This is a genomic window from Chitinophaga eiseniae, from assembly GCF_900167135.1.
Taxonomy (GTDB): domain Bacteria; phylum Bacteroidota; class Bacteroidia; order Chitinophagales; family Chitinophagaceae; genus Chitinophaga; species Chitinophaga eiseniae.
Map to the genome: position 1 here is coordinate 1,120,096 of NZ_FUWZ01000003.1, position 16,241 is coordinate 1,136,336.

Annotated in this window: 15 protein-coding genes; 14 read left to right on the top strand and 1 reads right to left on the bottom strand. The window is 52.2% G+C overall.

Going from position 1 to position 16,241, the window contains the following annotated elements; translation table 11 throughout:
- Positions 1–13: 13 nt before the first annotated feature.
- The 9 genes from B5D63_RS23690 (at position 14) to B5D63_RS23735 (ending at position 8,896) form a co-directional block, all read left to right on the top strand.
- Positions 14–523, top strand: a complete 510-nt coding sequence (locus B5D63_RS23690) for a hypothetical protein (RefSeq protein WP_078671305.1) — start codon at positions 14–16, stop codon at positions 521–523.
- Positions 524–798: 275 nt separating this feature from the next.
- Positions 799–2,211: a tRNA (N6-isopentenyl adenosine(37)-C2)-methylthiotransferase MiaB gene (miaB, locus tag B5D63_RS23695; RefSeq protein WP_078671306.1), complete on the top strand. Its 1,413-nt coding sequence runs from the start codon at positions 799–801 to the stop codon at positions 2,209–2,211.
- A 55-nt stretch (positions 2,212–2,266) separates the two neighbouring features.
- Positions 2,267–3,517, top strand: coding sequence for a sigma-54 interaction domain-containing protein (locus tag B5D63_RS23700; protein ID WP_078671307.1), 1,251 nt, complete (start codon positions 2,267–2,269; stop codon positions 3,515–3,517).
- 16 nt (positions 3,518–3,533) lie between these two features.
- Positions 3,534–4,055: an LPS assembly lipoprotein LptE gene (gene lptE, locus B5D63_RS23705; protein ID WP_078671308.1), complete on the top strand. Its 522-nt coding sequence runs from the start codon at positions 3,534–3,536 to the stop codon at positions 4,053–4,055.
- A 105-nt stretch (positions 4,056–4,160) separates the two neighbouring features.
- On the top strand, positions 4,161–5,519 hold the full coding sequence (locus B5D63_RS23710) for a hypothetical protein (RefSeq protein WP_078671309.1): 1,359 nt from the start codon (positions 4,161–4,163) through the stop codon (positions 5,517–5,519).
- Between the two features lie 5 nt (positions 5,520–5,524).
- A complete protein-coding gene (gene secG / locus B5D63_RS23715; protein WP_078671310.1) occupies positions 5,525–5,899 on the top strand; it encodes a preprotein translocase subunit SecG in 375 nt (124 codons plus the stop codon).
- A gap of 73 nt (positions 5,900–5,972) precedes the next feature.
- Positions 5,973–7,016 (top strand): endolytic transglycosylase MltG, encoded by a 1,044-nt coding sequence (gene mltG / locus B5D63_RS23720; protein WP_078671311.1) that lies wholly within the window; start codon positions 5,973–5,975, stop codon positions 7,014–7,016.
- Between the two features lie 29 nt (positions 7,017–7,045).
- Positions 7,046–8,026, top strand: a complete 981-nt coding sequence (locus B5D63_RS23725; protein WP_159456132.1) for a YihY/virulence factor BrkB family protein — start codon at positions 7,046–7,048, stop codon at positions 8,024–8,026.
- 264 nt (positions 8,027–8,290) lie between these two features.
- Positions 8,291–8,896 carry a redoxin family protein gene (locus B5D63_RS23735; RefSeq protein WP_235021616.1) on the top strand — a complete coding sequence of 202 codons (606 nt, stop codon included), beginning with the start codon at positions 8,291–8,293 and terminating at the stop codon, positions 8,894–8,896.
- Here the strand turns inward: B5D63_RS23735 and B5D63_RS23740 are convergent, their stop codons facing one another.
- The gene (locus B5D63_RS23740; RefSeq protein ID WP_078671314.1) at positions 8,897–11,428 is read right to left on the bottom strand and encodes a M14 family metallopeptidase; all 2,532 of its coding nucleotides are present in this window, start codon (positions 11,426–11,428) and stop codon (positions 8,897–8,899) included.
- A 67-nt stretch (positions 11,429–11,495) separates the two neighbouring features.
- Between B5D63_RS23740 and ggt the strand changes: the two genes are divergently transcribed.
- From ggt to B5D63_RS23765, 5 genes are all read left to right on the top strand, one after another.
- A complete protein-coding gene (gene ggt / locus B5D63_RS23745; RefSeq protein ID WP_078671315.1) occupies positions 11,496–13,202 on the top strand; it encodes a gamma-glutamyltransferase in 1,707 nt (568 codons plus the stop codon).
- 125 nt (positions 13,203–13,327) lie between these two features.
- Positions 13,328–13,849, top strand: coding sequence for a DUF1572 family protein (locus tag B5D63_RS23750; protein ID WP_078671316.1), 522 nt, complete (start codon positions 13,328–13,330; stop codon positions 13,847–13,849).
- 3 nt (positions 13,850–13,852) lie between these two features.
- The gene (locus B5D63_RS23755) at positions 13,853–14,275 is read left to right on the top strand and encodes a hypothetical protein (protein ID WP_078671317.1); all 423 of its coding nucleotides are present in this window, start codon (positions 13,853–13,855) and stop codon (positions 14,273–14,275) included.
- Positions 14,276–14,281: 6 nt separating this feature from the next.
- Positions 14,282–15,337 carry an aminotransferase class I/II-fold pyridoxal phosphate-dependent enzyme gene (locus B5D63_RS23760; RefSeq protein WP_078671318.1) on the top strand — a complete coding sequence of 352 codons (1,056 nt, stop codon included), beginning with the start codon at positions 14,282–14,284 and terminating at the stop codon, positions 15,335–15,337.
- A gap of 19 nt (positions 15,338–15,356) precedes the next feature.
- Positions 15,357–16,238, top strand: coding sequence for a TraB/GumN family protein (locus B5D63_RS23765; protein ID WP_159456133.1), 882 nt, complete (start codon positions 15,357–15,359; stop codon positions 16,236–16,238).
- Positions 16,239–16,241 lie beyond the last annotated feature (3 nt).

Below are 16,241 nucleotides of genomic sequence, written 5' to 3' on the forward strand. Positions count from 1 at the left end.
TTAAATTTGCATCATGGATACACAAGCAATCAATCTCCCTACCGGGTTTTCTCCGGCTTCGAGGGTTTGGATATATCAGAGCAACAGACCATTCAATGAGCAGGAGATCAAAGAAATCGATGAACAGCTGTTACAATTCACCGAACAGTGGAACGCCCATGGCGCGCCTGTAAAAGGCTGGGGCCGCGTGGTCCTCGGTCAGGTGATCATTTTGATAGCGGACGAAACAGACACGACTGTCAGCGGCTGCAGCACCGATAGCTCTGTGCGGGTCATCAAAAGCATTGAAAAACAATACAATGTGAATATGTTTGACCGGCTGCTGCTGGGTTTTATTGTGAAGGACAAGGTGCAACTGCTACCAATGGCCCAGCTGGGTTACGCCATGGAACAAGGGTTTATCGACGAGAATACCCTCTATCTCAATAATACCGTACTGACCAAAGCCGATCTGGACACCAAATGGCTGATACCGCTGAAGGACAGCTGGCTGAAGGCGAAGATCGTCCGCAAAGCAGTGTAAGAGAGCTAAGAGCGCCAAGACAAAGAACTTGATAAGAGCGAAGACAATAGAACATAAACTATTGTTTTCGCTCTTATTACATATTATAAATATTATTCCGGGCCGATCAATATCGTACGCAGTCCTTTAATATCCTACGTAATCCTTTAACATCGTGCATAATCCTTTGCGTTCTTTTACAAACCTATACGATCCTTTGCCACTTTGCGTGATGACATATTGTCATTTTTTCCGTTTTTAATCCTTATTTTTGCTCTCCAAAATTTTTGTTAGGAATGCTGGACCAGGTTACTAAAGTGCATGATGAGAGCCGTCAGGGGGAAGCTTTTGCTCCTGTAGCGACTGACAGCCAAACATATAGTAAGAAATTTTATATAGAAAGCTATGGTTGTGCGATGAATTTCAACGACAGTGAAATCGTTGCCTCCATTCTGAATAAAGAGGGATTTGGCGCTACCCGCAACGTGGAAGAGGCCAGCCTGATCCTGCTCAACACCTGCTCGATCCGGGAAAAAGCGGAACAGACAGTCCGTAAGCGCCTGACGGAATTCCGTCGCATCAAAAAATCCACGCCCGGATTGCTCATCGGGGTGCTGGGCTGTATGGCAGAGCGGCTTAAAACCAGGCTGCTGGAAGAAGAGAAGCTGGTAGACATGGTCGTAGGCCCTGATGCCTACCGTGCCCTCCCCTCGCTGATCGCAGAAGCGGAAACAGGCCAGAAATCCGTGAACGTATTATTGAGCCGCGAAGAGACCTATGGTGATATCAGCCCTGTGAGGCTGGACAACAACGGGGTTACCTCCTTTGTGTCCATCATGCGGGGTTGCAACAATATGTGCACTTTCTGTGTGGTGCCTTTCACCCGTGGCCGCGAACGCAGCCGCGATGCGCACTCTATCGTCAGGGAAGCTGCGGAACTGTTTGAAAACGGTTACCGCGAAGTAACGCTGCTGGGCCAGAACGTAGACTCCTACTACTGGACCAGCGACGACGGCAGCGAAACCGTCACTTTTGCGCAGCTGCTGGAGAAAGTGGCGCTGATCAACCCGTTGCTGCGGGTGCGTTTCAGCACCTCCCATCCTAAAGACATCACCGACGAAGTACTGTTTACCATAGCGAAATACGAAAACATCTGCAACTACATCCACCTGCCGGTACAAAGTGGCAACAACAGGATATTGCAGCTGATGAACCGTACATATACCCGGGAATGGTATATGAAGAAGGTAGAGCGTATCCGGGAAATCCTTCCCGACTGCGGTCTTTCCACAGACATCATCTGTGGCTTCTGCAGCGAAACAGAAGAAGAACACCAGGAAACCATGGACATCATGCGGTTTGCCGCTTATGACCTGGCCTATATGTACTTCTACTCCGAACGCCCCGGTACACTGGCACAACGCCGTTACCAGGACGATATCCCGGAAGATGTCAAAAAAAGAAGGCTTGCTGAAGTGGTGGAACTGCACCGCCAGCAGTCAGAAAAAAACATGAAAGACGATGTCGGCAAAACCTTCAAAGTGCTGGTAGAAGGCACTTCCAAACGTTCCGAAGAACATCTGTTCGGCCGTAATGACCAGAACAAGGTGATCGTTTTCCCCCGCGAAAACTTCAAAAAAGGGGACTACGTTATGGTGAAGGTGGATAGCTGTACATCCGGTACACTTATAGGAAAGGCAGTACAGTAGCCTACCCGCTGCTGCCTGCTCATTTTTGGACCATTAAACAATCGGGTTACCACTTATGGACATACAGGCTATCAAAAACAGGTTTGGCATTATCGGAAACAGTCCCGCATTGAACTACGCCCTGCAGGTGGCCGCACAGGTGGCCAATACTGACCTCACCGTGCTGATCAACGGAGAGAGCGGCGTGGGTAAAGAAGTATTTTCCCAGATCATCCACGCGCTCAGCGCCCGCAAGCATAATCCATTCATCGCCGTCAACTGCGGCGCCATCCCGGAAGGCACTATCGACTCCGAATTGTTCGGCCACGAAAAAGGTTCCTTCACCGGAGCGGTAGACAGCCGCAAAGGTTATTTTGAAACCGTGAACGGCGGCACCATCTTCCTTGACGAAATCGGGGAAATGCCCCTGGGCACACAGGCACGCCTGCTCCGTGTACTGGAAACCGGCGAATATATCCGCGTAGGCTCTTCCAAAGTACAGAAGACAGATGTACGCGTGATCGCCGCCACCAACCGCGATCTGCTGGAACGTACACAGCATGGTAAGTTCCGGGAAGACCTCTACTACCGGCTCAACACCGTGCCTATCCGTGTGCCCGCCCTGCGCGACCGCAAAGAGGATATCCCGCTGCTCTTCCGTAAATTCTCTGTCGATTTCTCCGAGAAATACAAAACACCTTCTATCCAGCTGGATGAAGAAGCCCGTCAGGTGCTGGTCAACTACCCCTGGCGCGGTAACGTGCGTGAACTGAAAAATATCGCCGAACAGATCTCCGTGCTGTCGTCCGATAAACTGGTCACCGCCAACGACCTGAAAAGGTTCCTCCCGGAAATACCGGAAGTCAACCGCCTTCCGATGCTGGCCGCCCCACAGCACCAGCCTGGCAGCGGCGGCGATTTTGCCAGCGAAAGGGACATCCTCTACAAACTTTTCTTCGACATGAAAAAAGACGTGACAGAGGTTAAAAAAATGTTCTTCGATATCCTGCAGAATCCCAACATGGCCCCTGCCGCGGAATATCATCATCCGGATAACCATGTGTTGCACAGCTACCCCGCCGGCAATGACATGCCCGCGGTACCATCTTCCGGCATCAGCAACAACCAGCCCATCATCATCGCCGACAATAAGATCGATCATCACGAGGAAGTGGAAGAAACCCTTTCCATTGCCGACAAAGAGAAAGAGCTGATCGTGAAAGCGCTGAAGAAACACAAAGGCAAACGCAAAGACGCCGCCCTGGACCTGGGCATTTCCGAAAGAACACTTTACCGCAAACTGAAAGAATACAACATTGCCGAATAAACGAATTTTCAGCAGCATGACCACTACCATCCGAACATTCATCGCCCTTGCCATGATAGCGCTTCTGGGCGGTTGCAGTGTACATTATTCCACCACCGGCGCCAGTATTGACAATGACGCCAAAACGGTGAACATCCGCTTTATCGAGAACAGGGCGCCGATCACCAACCCTACCCTCAGCCAGAAAATCACCCAGAAGCTGCGTGATAAGGTCACTTCCCAGACCAGGCTGATACAGGTGGGCGATAACGAGCCCCGCGCCGACTACGAATTCCGGGGCGCCATTACCGGTTATTCCTTCTCCAACGCCGCCGTTACCAACGTAGACCAGGCCGCCACCTCCCGTCTGAACGTGACCATCAATATCACCTTCATCAAACGGGTAGGCGACAAAAAAGGCTTTACCCAGTCCTTTACCCGCTCAGCCGACTTCTCCGCCAACCAGCTGCCTTCCACCGTGGAGAACAACCTGCTGGAAAACAACATCATCCCCGGTATCGTGGACGATATTTTCAACAGAGCCTTCGCTAACTGGTAATAACATTGGATTATTTCGTTATTTTTTCATTTGGTTATTAGTCTGTAACAACTCAATAACCAAATGATCAAATAACCCAATAATAAAATTTACTACATTAGGACTATGATCGCAAACACCATCATCGCACACGTCTTTTTGCAGGCAAGCCTTCACCAGGTAGATGTGGCCGCCATGGAACAACTGGTAGCGGAATATCCCTATTTTTCTGCCGCCCGGCTCCTGCTGGCCAGAAAAGTATATCACCAGCATGGCGACCTTCATGATCCCGCCATCAAAAAGGCGATGTTGTACAGCGGTCAACCACACCATTTTTATCATATCGTGACCCATGAACCGGTACTGGAAACCGTGGAGGACCGCGTGCCGCCGGCCATACCGGTCGATGCCCTCCCCGACGGACTGTCTGTGGCCCCCGAAACAGCCGTGATGGAAACACCGGTACCCGCGCCGGCGGAAGTTCACGGGAAAGTAACCGCAACGGCGGAAAACACCCCCGAAGGACTGACCGAAATACCAGTTGTGGCAGCCGCGGAGACAACAGTGCCTGAAGGACTGACCGAAATACCGGTTGTGGCAGCCGCGGAGACAACAGCGCCTGAAGGACGGGCCGGGAGCCCTGTAGCAGCAACAGCCGAACAATTGACCGGAGTGGCTGAAGCCGGGACTGACAACGGAGCAGCAACCATAGCAATGGAAGCGGAAACGCTTGCTGCCACGGAAGTTGCCGAAGAAACACCCGCAGCAGTAAATACAGCAACACCGCTGGCTACTGCCATAAACGGTGCGAAAGCGGAGGAAACAGCTGAACCGGAAACAGTACCAGCGGACGTCGAAGCAGCCCACCAGGAAGCGGTATTATCCGATATTCCGGAACCGGCTGACATGCTGACAGCACCAGAAGGCAACCACACGCCTCATCCTTCCGCCACGAAAGCTACAGAACAGGCAACAGATACCAAAGACGAACGGCCGATTAAAATATTCCCATTGGAAATCAGATCAGGAGAAGAAATAACAGAAGAAACCGTCCTCACTTTCCAGCCACTGTATACCGATGACTACTTTGCGTATAAAAGGCTGAAAAATCCGGAAGACGCAGACGAACTCAGCGCCCAGGGCGAAGCGGAAATGAAGAGCTTCACCTCGTGGCTGCGGCAGATCAAGGACAATTTTTCCGGCAGGACCAGCAAAGACTGGTACCACCAGCAGCTGCACCGCATTTACGAAGAAGACGAGGAACCGGAAGTATCCGAAACCGTGGAAAAAATGGCGATGGAATCCATCACATTCAACAACGACATCGTATCTGAGACACTGGCAGAAATCTGGGTACGCCAACACCAGTACCAACAAGCGATCAGGATATATCAAAAATTAAGTTTGCTTAATCCCGACAAAAACGCTTATTTTGCGCAGAAGATACAAGAACTAAAATCTTTAATAGATAAAAGCAAACATTAATATTTATGTTAATCATTTTTGGTATCCTGATCATATTAGCCTGTGTGTTGTTGGGCTTTTTCGTGCTGATCCAGAACCCTAAAGGAGGCGGCCTGTCCGGTTCTTTTGGCGGTATTGGCAATCAGGTGATCGGGGTGCGTCAGACTACTGACGTTTTGGAAAAAGGTACCTGGATCCTGGCGACTATCATTGCTGTACTCTGCCTGACAGCGCCGTTCTTTATCAGCAAAGCCGGTAAAGTATCCAATACCGCACCTACTGCCATCGAAAGAGCTGGCGGTGGTACACCAGCTCCGGCTCCTGCACCTGCACAACTGCCAGGTACTCAGCCGCAACAGCCGGCACCGCAGCAACCGGCACCTTCTACTCCGGGCAAATAATCATCTTTTCCGAATAATATTTCATAAACCTCGCCGTTAAAAGCGAGGTTTTTTTAATCACTACCCGCTACGAATGGCTAAGAAACGAAAACCTACCAACGTATGGCTTAAACGCAGCCTCGTGATTGCCGGCTGCCTCGCCGCAGGTGCCCTCGTATATTTCTCCTACCGGGTGTTCGGCCCCAATACCAAAGCTTTCGGTGATTCCAAATACTTTTATGTCCGCACCGGCAGCACCTATGATGATGTGCTCGACGGACTGGAAGACCAGGGCATCATCCGCAACCGCAACAGTTTCAACTGGGTGGCCAAAGAGCTGGACTATCCGTCCCGCGTAAAAGCCGGCCGGTACAAAATAGCCCACGGCATGAGCAACTTCGATATTGCGAAAATGCTCCGCTCCGGTAAACAAACGCCGGTGGTGCTGGTGATCAATAAGCTGCGCACCAAACAGGACCTGATCAAAAAAGTCAGTAACAACCTGGAAGCCGATTCCAACGCGCTCCGCGCCCTGCTGTCTGACCAGGTATACCTGCGCCAGTTCAGTCTCGACAGCAATACCGCCATGTGCGCCATCGTGCCCAATACGTACGAGTTCTACTGGAATACCAATGCAGAAACCGTTTTCAAAAAACTGGAAAAAGAAAGGGAAGAATTCTGGACCAGCGAACGCCGGGAGAAAGCCAAAGCGCTGAACCTCACCCCGGTACAGGTAACGGTACTGGCGTCTATCGTGGAAGAAGAAAGCAACAAACTGGACGAAAAACCAATTATCTCCAGCGTATACCTGAACCGCTTCCGTAAAGGCATGCGCCTGCAGGCCGACCCTACGGTTAAATTCGCGCTGCAGGACTTTGGCCTGAAGAGAATACGGGAAGGACATACCCAGTTCGACTCCCCGTATAACACTTACCGTTATGAGGGCCTCCCGCCGGGCCCCATCTGTACACCGTCTAAAAAAACATTAGACGCCGTACTGAACACACCGGAAACAGATTATTTGTACTTTTGCGCGAGGTCTGACTTTTCAGGCTACCATGCTTTTGCAGCCACCTACGCGGAACACCTGGTGAACGCCAGAAAATATCAGGCTGAACTAAACAAAAGAGGATATTGATACCCAAATAATTAAATAATAACATCGCTTTGGTTTTTAAACCCGAAAACATCATCTTCCGTTCCCATCCTTACCGTTGGCTGGTTGAGAGGAGCAAAACCCTTATCCTCCCTGGTTTTGAAGGATTACCGCTGTATGATGTACTAAAATATTTCGGGCAGGAAACCAAAGCGAGAGGGCTTGGAGACAGGGCCCGGGCCATTTCGTTCAACTTCCTGCTGGCCATTCCGCCCTTTTTTATCTTCCTCTTCACCCTCGTTCCCTATGTGCCGGTAAAAAATATAGAGCCTACGCTCTATGACCTCGCACAAGACCTGACACCTAACTACAACACCTATATGATCGTACGGGAAATGATCCATGATTTCCTGTACACCCATCGCAACGGCCTGTTGTCCGTCGCTTTCCTGATGGGTTTCTTTTACTCCTCCAACGGTGTAATGGGCATCCTGCGCTCCTTCAGTAAGATAGAAGGCGCCGGCTTCCGTAAACGCAAATGGTGGCAAAACCGCCTGATCGCCTTACAGTTAACCCTGATACTGGTCGTGCTGCTGCTGGTAACAGTAGCCCTGATCATCCTTCAGGGCGCCACGCTCCGCTGGCTGTTCAATCTCACCGGTGTGCATAACGCACGGCTGCTCAGTCTCATCGATGTGGCCCGCTGGGTGTTCATCGTGCTGCTGTTCTACTCCGTTAATTCCGTGTTGTACCGAATCGGGGCCGCCACCACCAAAAAGTGGAAATTCATTACCGCCGGCGCTACCGTGAGCACCGTTTTCATGATACTGGTCACTATCGGCTTTTCCTGGTTTGTGAATAACTTCGGCAACTATAACAAAATCTACGGCTCTATCGGCACCATCCTGATCCTCATGCTGTGGGTGTTCTTCAATTCGTTCATCCTGCTGGTAGGCTTTGAGCTCAATGCCAGCATACGCGCGCTGAGCGATGCGCGGCAGGAGCATGCGCATGAACAGGAAAAAGCCGCCAACAGCCCGCTGCTCAGCTAGACCAACGTCCGAACCAACGCCCGATGGCAGTAGCCGGGCCTTCCCTCTTTTGCCGACCCCACCATAGCGTACCATAGCCACCATGAACAGCCGGCTGAAAAAACGCCAAGACGCTCTCTTCGTCATTCCTCCTATCGTCTAAACATCTCCCGAAAATTTTTATTTTATTTTTTTTTACCATATCTTTCTTAGGAATTCCTGTTACTGTCAGGAAAACAACTGTCGCATTGATTATATTTATACTGGACACGAAATCCTCATGATATGATGAAGTCCGCTCTCTACCTTGCCTGTGCCTTCGCGTTGACATCAGCCTGTCCGGCTGGCGAAACCCCGCTTGATCCCGGCGCTCCCCTACCCAAACCAGACATGAAATGGATGGACGTTTCCGGAAAAGAAATTTCCCTGAACGGTGCCAAAGGCAGCAACGGGCTGCTGGTCGTTTTCGGAGGTAATCAATGTCCCTATATGGTGCGCAACCAGGACCGCCTGCACAGCATCTGTGCGTTAGCGCATAAAAACAATATCGGTGTGGTGATGGTCAACTCCAATGAGGCCAATCGTGCAGACGGGGATTCCTTTTCGGCCATGAAAGCCTATGCCGTGCAGCATAGTTTTCAGTGTTATTATATTCTCGATAAAAATGCGGAACTGGCGGACGCCTTTGACGCGAATCATACGCCGGAGTGTTACCTGTTTGACAAAAAGAATCGTCTTGTCTATAAAGGCGCTATCGATGACAACCCGGGGAATGCCGCTGCAGTAAAAGCCCGCCATCTGCAAAATGCCATAACAGAACTGGTGGCCGGCAAAGCCGTTACCACCAGTACTTCCAGCACGCTGGGCTGTAATATTAAAAGGAACCGCTGATTACTGTCCAACGAGGAACACAGCGTTACTGAACATCAGTTTACCATTTTCCCAGAAGCTTCTGAACAGTGGGTTATCGGCGAGGACCACTACAGATCCGTTGCCTATTTCCTTTACACCGAACAGCAGCCCGTCTTTCAGGCGGTTGCGGGTATCAGCGCCCACAAAGCCGCTGAGGTAATTATCTTTCTTTAACACCCCAACGTTCCAGCCGTTGTTATCAATAAATTCGTACAACCGGCTGTCCTGTTTCAGTGTGTAGTAAGTGCCGGGATAACCAAAGGCCAGCGGGTGCGTAGTGTCCAGCTGTACTTTAAAGATGGCGCCCGGGATGAACTGCCGCACGCTTTCCCGTTCCCGGTTGGCATAAGGTTTCAGCGCATTGTAGGGAGACTCGTCTGTCAGTTTATCTTTGTCGGTCGCTGTTTCTTCTTTTTCTTTTTTCTCCATGATGCCCCAATTGGCCCCTGCGATCTGTGCTGCGGCGCTTTCCAGCGCAATCAGTTTACCGCCCTTGCTCACCCACTCTTTCAGGCGGTCGGTCGCCGCTTTCTCTGTAAAAACTTTATAGTCACCGTCCGGCAGGATCAGCACATCTGTCTGGTCCCAATTCACGCCACCCATATTTCGTTCATTCACCACCGTTATCGGGTAGCCCAGCTGCTGTTCAAAGAAATGCCATACTTCGCCCACGCCGAGGGAAGAAACACCGTCGCCCATCAGCAGTACCACTTTCGGCGCTTTGATATAGCGTATTTTATCAGAGCCGAAATCGGTGCCTTTCTCCACAAAACCGGTCGTTACTGCGTCCAGTGTAATCTTGTATTTGTCTGCCTGCGATGTCACATAGCTATCGAAGGAAGCGCCGTTGCTGTTATTACCGGTACGGGTGATCACCAGCGTGCCTGCAGGAAATGTTTTACCTGCTGACGTGAAGGCCGCTTCCGTAAAACGTACTTTCATGCCGCGTTTGAGCAGTGCAGCAAGGAACTTCACGTCCCGGAGGCTGTTCCATTGCGCCAGGTAAGCGTAAGGATGCTGTGCAGCCAGGGCGGTATTGGCCGGTGCCGCCGGTGTATCTGCGAACGGCGTCAGCGGCTGTTTCACGGCATAGGAAGTAAGACCGTATACATAAGGCAACGCCCATGCGGTTATATCGTACGTCACCGAATCGGTGAGGCGGGAAGTAGGTTCAAACAGCACGCGCAACATGTTGGAGCGGGGCTGGTAAGCGTTGATCACCAGGTCTTCTTTGGTGACGGAGAAAGCTTCCGTTTTGCCTGTAAAGTAGTTAAACCCGCTGGCGTTGCCGGCGTTGGCGCCGTAGCCGAAAGCGATGTTGTTTTTGCGCAACAGTTCAGCCAGCGCATTTAGTTTTTCGGGATTACCGCCGGATTTGATCACGTAGGATTTAAATCCGCCCTGCGGATCTTTCTTCGCTGTTTCAAAATACTGCACATACTCTTTCAGGATGCGGTCCGCCTGTTGGGAGGCCACTTCTATGGTGGACAAGCCGGTAGTAAAGTGGTGTGCGATACGGTCTGTCAGGGTGAGGGTATCACCGTCCCTTTTCAGCACCGCTACGCCGGCGCGGCCACTGCCGCCCTGTTCGTAGGTCATACCGATAGCACCGTTATACATGGGGTACGTGTCGCCATAGCTGGGATAGAACAGGTCGAAACGTTCCCTGGTGAAATAGAGCCATCCCTCCTGGTCGAAATATTTAGCGTTGTTTTTACCGATCATCACCTGGACTTCCCGTTGCCAGGGGGTGATGGCGTCGTGGAAAGGTTCCGCTGCCGGCGCAAAATAATAGGGCGCCTCGATTTCCTGTTCGTGGAAATCCACATGCAGCTGCGGCATCCATTGGTTATAGCGGGTTACCCGCTGTTGTGATTCCTTTTGTGTTTGCCATGCCCAGTCACGGTTCAGATCGAAGTAATAGTGGTTGGGCCTTCCGCCGGGCCATGGTTCGTTGTGTTCACGGGAGTAGCGGTGCACGTCCGGTTGCAGGCTGCGTACGGAATTATAGAAATTGACATAACGTTCACGCCCGTCGGGGTTGAGGCAGGGGTCTATCACGACAACGGTGTTCCGCAGCCACTGCTGCGTTTGTGCATTACCGTTATTTACCAGTTCATAGAGTGTTTTCATGGCAGCTTCAGTAGAAACGGCCTCGTTGCCATGTACGTTATAGCTAAGCCATACGATCACGGGCTGATCGCCGGACTGGCCGCCTTTGGCCATGGACATGCCGAGGCTTCGCTGCCGGATGTCGTCCAGCCTGCTGAAATTGGCAGGAGAAGCAATCGTCGCGGTAATGAGCGGGCGACCTTCATAGGTGGTGCCATACTGCTCCACTTTCACATTTTTGGCGGTAGCAGCCACCTGTCTGAAATAGTCAAGTACGCGGTAGTGCGGGGTGAACTGGCTTCCCAGCGGGTAGCCCAAAAACTGGTCAGGAGTAGGGATCTGGGCCATGGCGGTCGTAAAGCCAAGCAGTAGTAGTGCCAGAAGTAAGTGTTGGCGCATAGCAACAAATAGTTTGATACCGTAAGATAGGGATTGTTTTGTTAATTTACACGCAAACAGAAGTATCATGCGTCTCCTGATCATATGGGGCCTGGCGGCCGGCAGCATCTGTACTGCCAGCGCCCAGACACTACCACAACAGCAATGGCCTTACGACTACCAGATTGAAAAGAACATCACCGTATCCCACAGCGCGGTGGTTTCGGCCCATCCGCTGGCCAGCATTGTCGGAAGGCTCATATTACAGGATGGCGGCAACGCCGTGGACGCAGCCATCGCCACACAGCTGGCGCTGGCCGTAGTATATCCCGGCGCCGGCAACCTGGGCGGCGGCGGTTTTATGGTAGCCCGGCTGGCCAACGGTCAACAGGTAGCACTGGACTACCGGGAGGCTGCGCCGGCCAAAGCCCGTCGTGATATGTACCTCGACAGCGCCGGCAATCCCATCACCACGCTGAGCCTCGACGGCCATCTGGCAGCCGGTATCCCCGGCACCGTAGCGGGCCTGTTCGCCTCCATGAAATATGCGAAACTGCCCTTCTCCCGGCTGATTGACCCCGCTATCCTGCTGGCTGAAAAAGGATTCGTGATCACCGCCTCCGAAGCGTCCAACCTCAACGCTTACAAGGCCGACTTCCAGCGGCTCAACACTGCGCCTACCGCTTTCGTAAAAGACCAGCCCTGGAAAGCAGGCGACACGCTGATACAGAAAGACCTCGCCCATACCCTCAGGCTTATACGAAAAAAAGGAGCCGCCGGCTTCTACCAGGGGGAAACAGCGGCCAACATTGTGGCGGAGATGCAGCGCGGCAAAGGTATCATGACCCTCGCCGACCTGAAAAACTACAAAGTACGCGAAAGAAAAGCCTTGTCTTTTAACTATAAAGGCTATACGATCCTGACCATGCCGCTGCCCTCCAGCGGCGGCATCTGCCTGCAGCAGATGATGGGCATGATGGAAAATTACCCGGTGTCGGAATGGGGCTTCCATTCTCCCAAAGCTGTACAGCTGATGGTAGAAGTAGAGCGGAGAGCCTACGCTGACCGGGCACAGTTCCTCGGCGATCCCGATTTTGTGAAAGTACCGGTGGCCCGGCTCACCAGTAAAAAATACCTCACCGACCGCATGGCAGATTTTGTGCCCGGTAAAGCCGGTAGCAGCGAAATCACCAAAGCAGGCACTTTCCCTGAAAGTGAAGAAACCACGCACCTGAGCATCATCGACGATAAAGGCAACGCAGTAGCCGTGACCACCACGCTCAATGGCCATTACGGCAGCCGCACCGTGGTGGGCAAAGCCGGTTTCCTGCTCAACAATGAGATGGACGACTTCAGCGTAAAACCCGGCGTACCCAATATGTACGGCCTCGTAGGCACCGAAGCCAATGCCATCGCCCCTGGCAAACGCATGCTCAGCTCCATGACACCGACCATCGTACTGCAGGGAAAACAGCCGCTTTACAGTCTTGGTACGCCCGGTGGCGCTACCATCATCACGTCCGTTTTCCAGATGCTGATGAACACGCTGGAATTTGGCCTTTCCCCGGCCGACGCCATCAACAAACCCAAATTCCACCACCAGTGGCTGCCCGATGAAATCGCCGTGGAAAAAGATTTCCCGGAAACGGTGATCACCGCGCTGCAACAGATGGGATATAAAGTGATCAAACGCGGCCCCATCGGCCGCTCCGAAATTATTAAACGGACACCCGGCACTTTCGTTCTCGACGCCGCAGGCGATAAACGCGGCGACGACAGCGCATCGGGTTACTGATTTACGGATTATTTGATGGAGGGATTCAGGGATTTTTTCGGGTATGAAAAACCGGCGCCCACACACCCCATCCCCCAAATCAAAAAATCAAAAAATCGAAAAATCGAAAATTAAAAAATTAAAATATGCAACGCTATCTCGACAGTGCCCTGCAAAGATTCCATTCCTATCACGATATGGGCACCAAAACCATCGAACGGCTGGACACAGCGCAACTGCACTGGCAGCCACAGGGAGCACCCAACAGCATCGCTATGATCGTTAAACATCTTCATGGCAATATGCTGTCCCGCTGGACCGATTTCCTCACGACCGACGGAGAGAAGCCCAACCGGCACCGGGATGAAGAATTTGAAGAAGACCAGGCCTCCAAAGAAACCATTCTGCAACGCTGGCACGAAGGGTGGGACTGCCTGCTGAAAGCGATCGGCAGCCTCACGCCGGACGACCTGGAGAAAACCGTGTATATCCGCGCAGAAGCTCATTCCGCACTCGATGCCATCAACCGGCAAATGACCCATGTGCCCTACCACGTAGGACAGATGGTATATATCGGTAAAATGATCCTTGGCGACCACTGGCAGAGCCTTTCTATTCCCAAAGGCCAGTCAGCAGCTTTCAACAGGGAAAAATTCGGGAACAAATAAGTTATGAAACTACGTACTCTCTTTACCGTTATCCTGCCCGCAGCCGCTTTGCTGGCCTGCAATACCGGCAAAACGGACAAACTGCTGAAACACAAGAAATGGCGTGTATACGATGTGAAAGTGCCCAAAGGTGATCCATACAACAATACCCAGATCATCCAGGCCAAAGACCTGAAAGACGGCTACTACAGCGATGTATACTACCAGTTCCTGGACAACGACGTGTTTGTGGCCACCATTGCCGGCAAACCCGATTCGGGCAAATATTTTCTGCTCAGCAACGGCAAGGTGATCTCCGTCACCGCTTCCAACGGTTCCCGTACAACCGAAAACCTGGTCACCGTGGAACTGCTGGACGAGGACCACTTTGATATGAAAGTGACCTCCGGCGACTACCATTTTATTCTGCGTACCCGAAAAGAATAGCCACCTATGCTTCTACACACCGATATTACCCCGGGAAGGACCGTTACTGTCGACAATCGCAGCTGCCTGTTCTTCTCGGGCTTTTCCTATCTCGGTTTACACCAGCTGCCCGCTTTTAAAGCCACCTTTACAGAGGGCATCCACCGTTACGGCACCCTCTTTCCTTCTTCCCGGGCCGGTAATGTGAGGTTGCCCCTCTTTGAAGAGATGGAGCATGCCTTGTGTGCCCACCTGGAGCAACAGGCGGCCGTAGTGCTCTCTTCCGGCTATATGGCAGCGCAGGCAGCTGTGCATTATGCTGCCACCCGCGGCCAGCTCTGTTATGCCCCTGGCGCCCATCCGGCTTTATGGCTGGGCAACCCGCAGCTGCCGGCAGGCAGCAGGGCGCAATGGGAACAGGATACCGTGGCAAGAGTGAACAGCCAGGCGGACCACCATTATGTGATCGTGACAGACACCCTGAATCCTATTACCGGGGAGGTATACGCTTTTGACTGGCTCCGCCTGCTGCAGCGCAAAGTGCTGGTGCTGGCAGACGATTCACATGGTATCGGCGTGCTTGGCCCGCGCGGCCAGGGCAGCATTCACCTGTTGCCCGGCACCGACCAGGTACGTTATCTCCTTACCGCGTCGCTGGCCAAGGCCTACAGCATAGAAGGCGGTATGGTGGCAGGTCATGCAGCAGATATTGCCGCACTGAAAAAGAACGGGTTCTTTACCGGCAGCACGCCCATGATGCCCGCCGGCGCCTACGCCTGGCTGCAGTCTGACGACCTCGTCCGGCAGCAACGCATGTCACTGCAGCAGAACGTAGCTTACTTCCTGCACCTGTCGGCCCATTCCGCCATCCACAACCCTCATGCGTTACCGGTGTTTATACTGCCGCAGCCAGCCGAAAAACAACCGTTGCTAAACTATCTTGCCGAACGGGATGTTATTATTTCCAGTTTCCCTTACCCGTTTCCCCACAGCCAACCGGTAAACAGGGCCATCATATCTGCACTGCATACCCAGCAGGATGTACTGACCCTTTACCAGTTCCTGAAAGAATATGGTTATTAACAATAAAAACTACCAGCTGATGTTACGCCTTATGAAAACCTCCACCCTCCTGTTATCCCTGCTGCTACTGCAGTTCTCCGGCCATGCGCAGGGCAAATCCCTGTTATGGAAAGTAACCGGTAAAGACCTCAACGCCCCCTCCTATCTTTTTGGCACCATGCACCTTGTCTGTAAAAACGAGCTTTCTTTTTCCCCTGCCGTGACCAACGCGCTGCAGAGCGCTAAAACCATGTGCATGGAAATAGACCTCATGAACGAAAACAAGGAGAAGATGCAGTCACTGATATACAATCAGGACGACGGCTATTCCCTGCGGCAATTGTTTGATTCCGGCCAGTACCGGATGGTAGACCGCTTCTTCCAGGACACCATGCACTTCGGCCTGGCCACCCTCGATAAAGCCAAGCCCTTTATGCTCACCACCCTGCTGATGATGAAACAGGTGCCCTGCCCCAGTAAAGAGATCGCCGCACCAGACAGGGAACTGGCTACCATGGCTACTAACAGGAAGATCCCCATTGCCACGCTGGAAACCCTGGAGTCCCAGATGGCCCTCTTTGACAGCATCCCCGATAAAGCGGAAGCAGCGATGATCGTGCGGATGGTAAAGGACATACAGCGCAACGATAAAGAAACCCGTATGATGATGGACACCTGGAAACAACAGGACCTCGACAAACTGTATAAGATGGTGATACAGGCCCCTGATCTGAAAAACTACCAGGACCTGATGCTTTTTCGCCGCAATGCCGCATGGGTACCGCAACTCAAACAGCTGATGGCACAGGGCCCCGTGTTTGTTGCCGTAGGCGCCGCGCATCTGGCGGGTGACAAGGGATTGATTGCCCTGTTAAGAAAAGAAGGTTACAAAGTGGAGGCCGTCAGCTCAAAAAATCCCTAAATA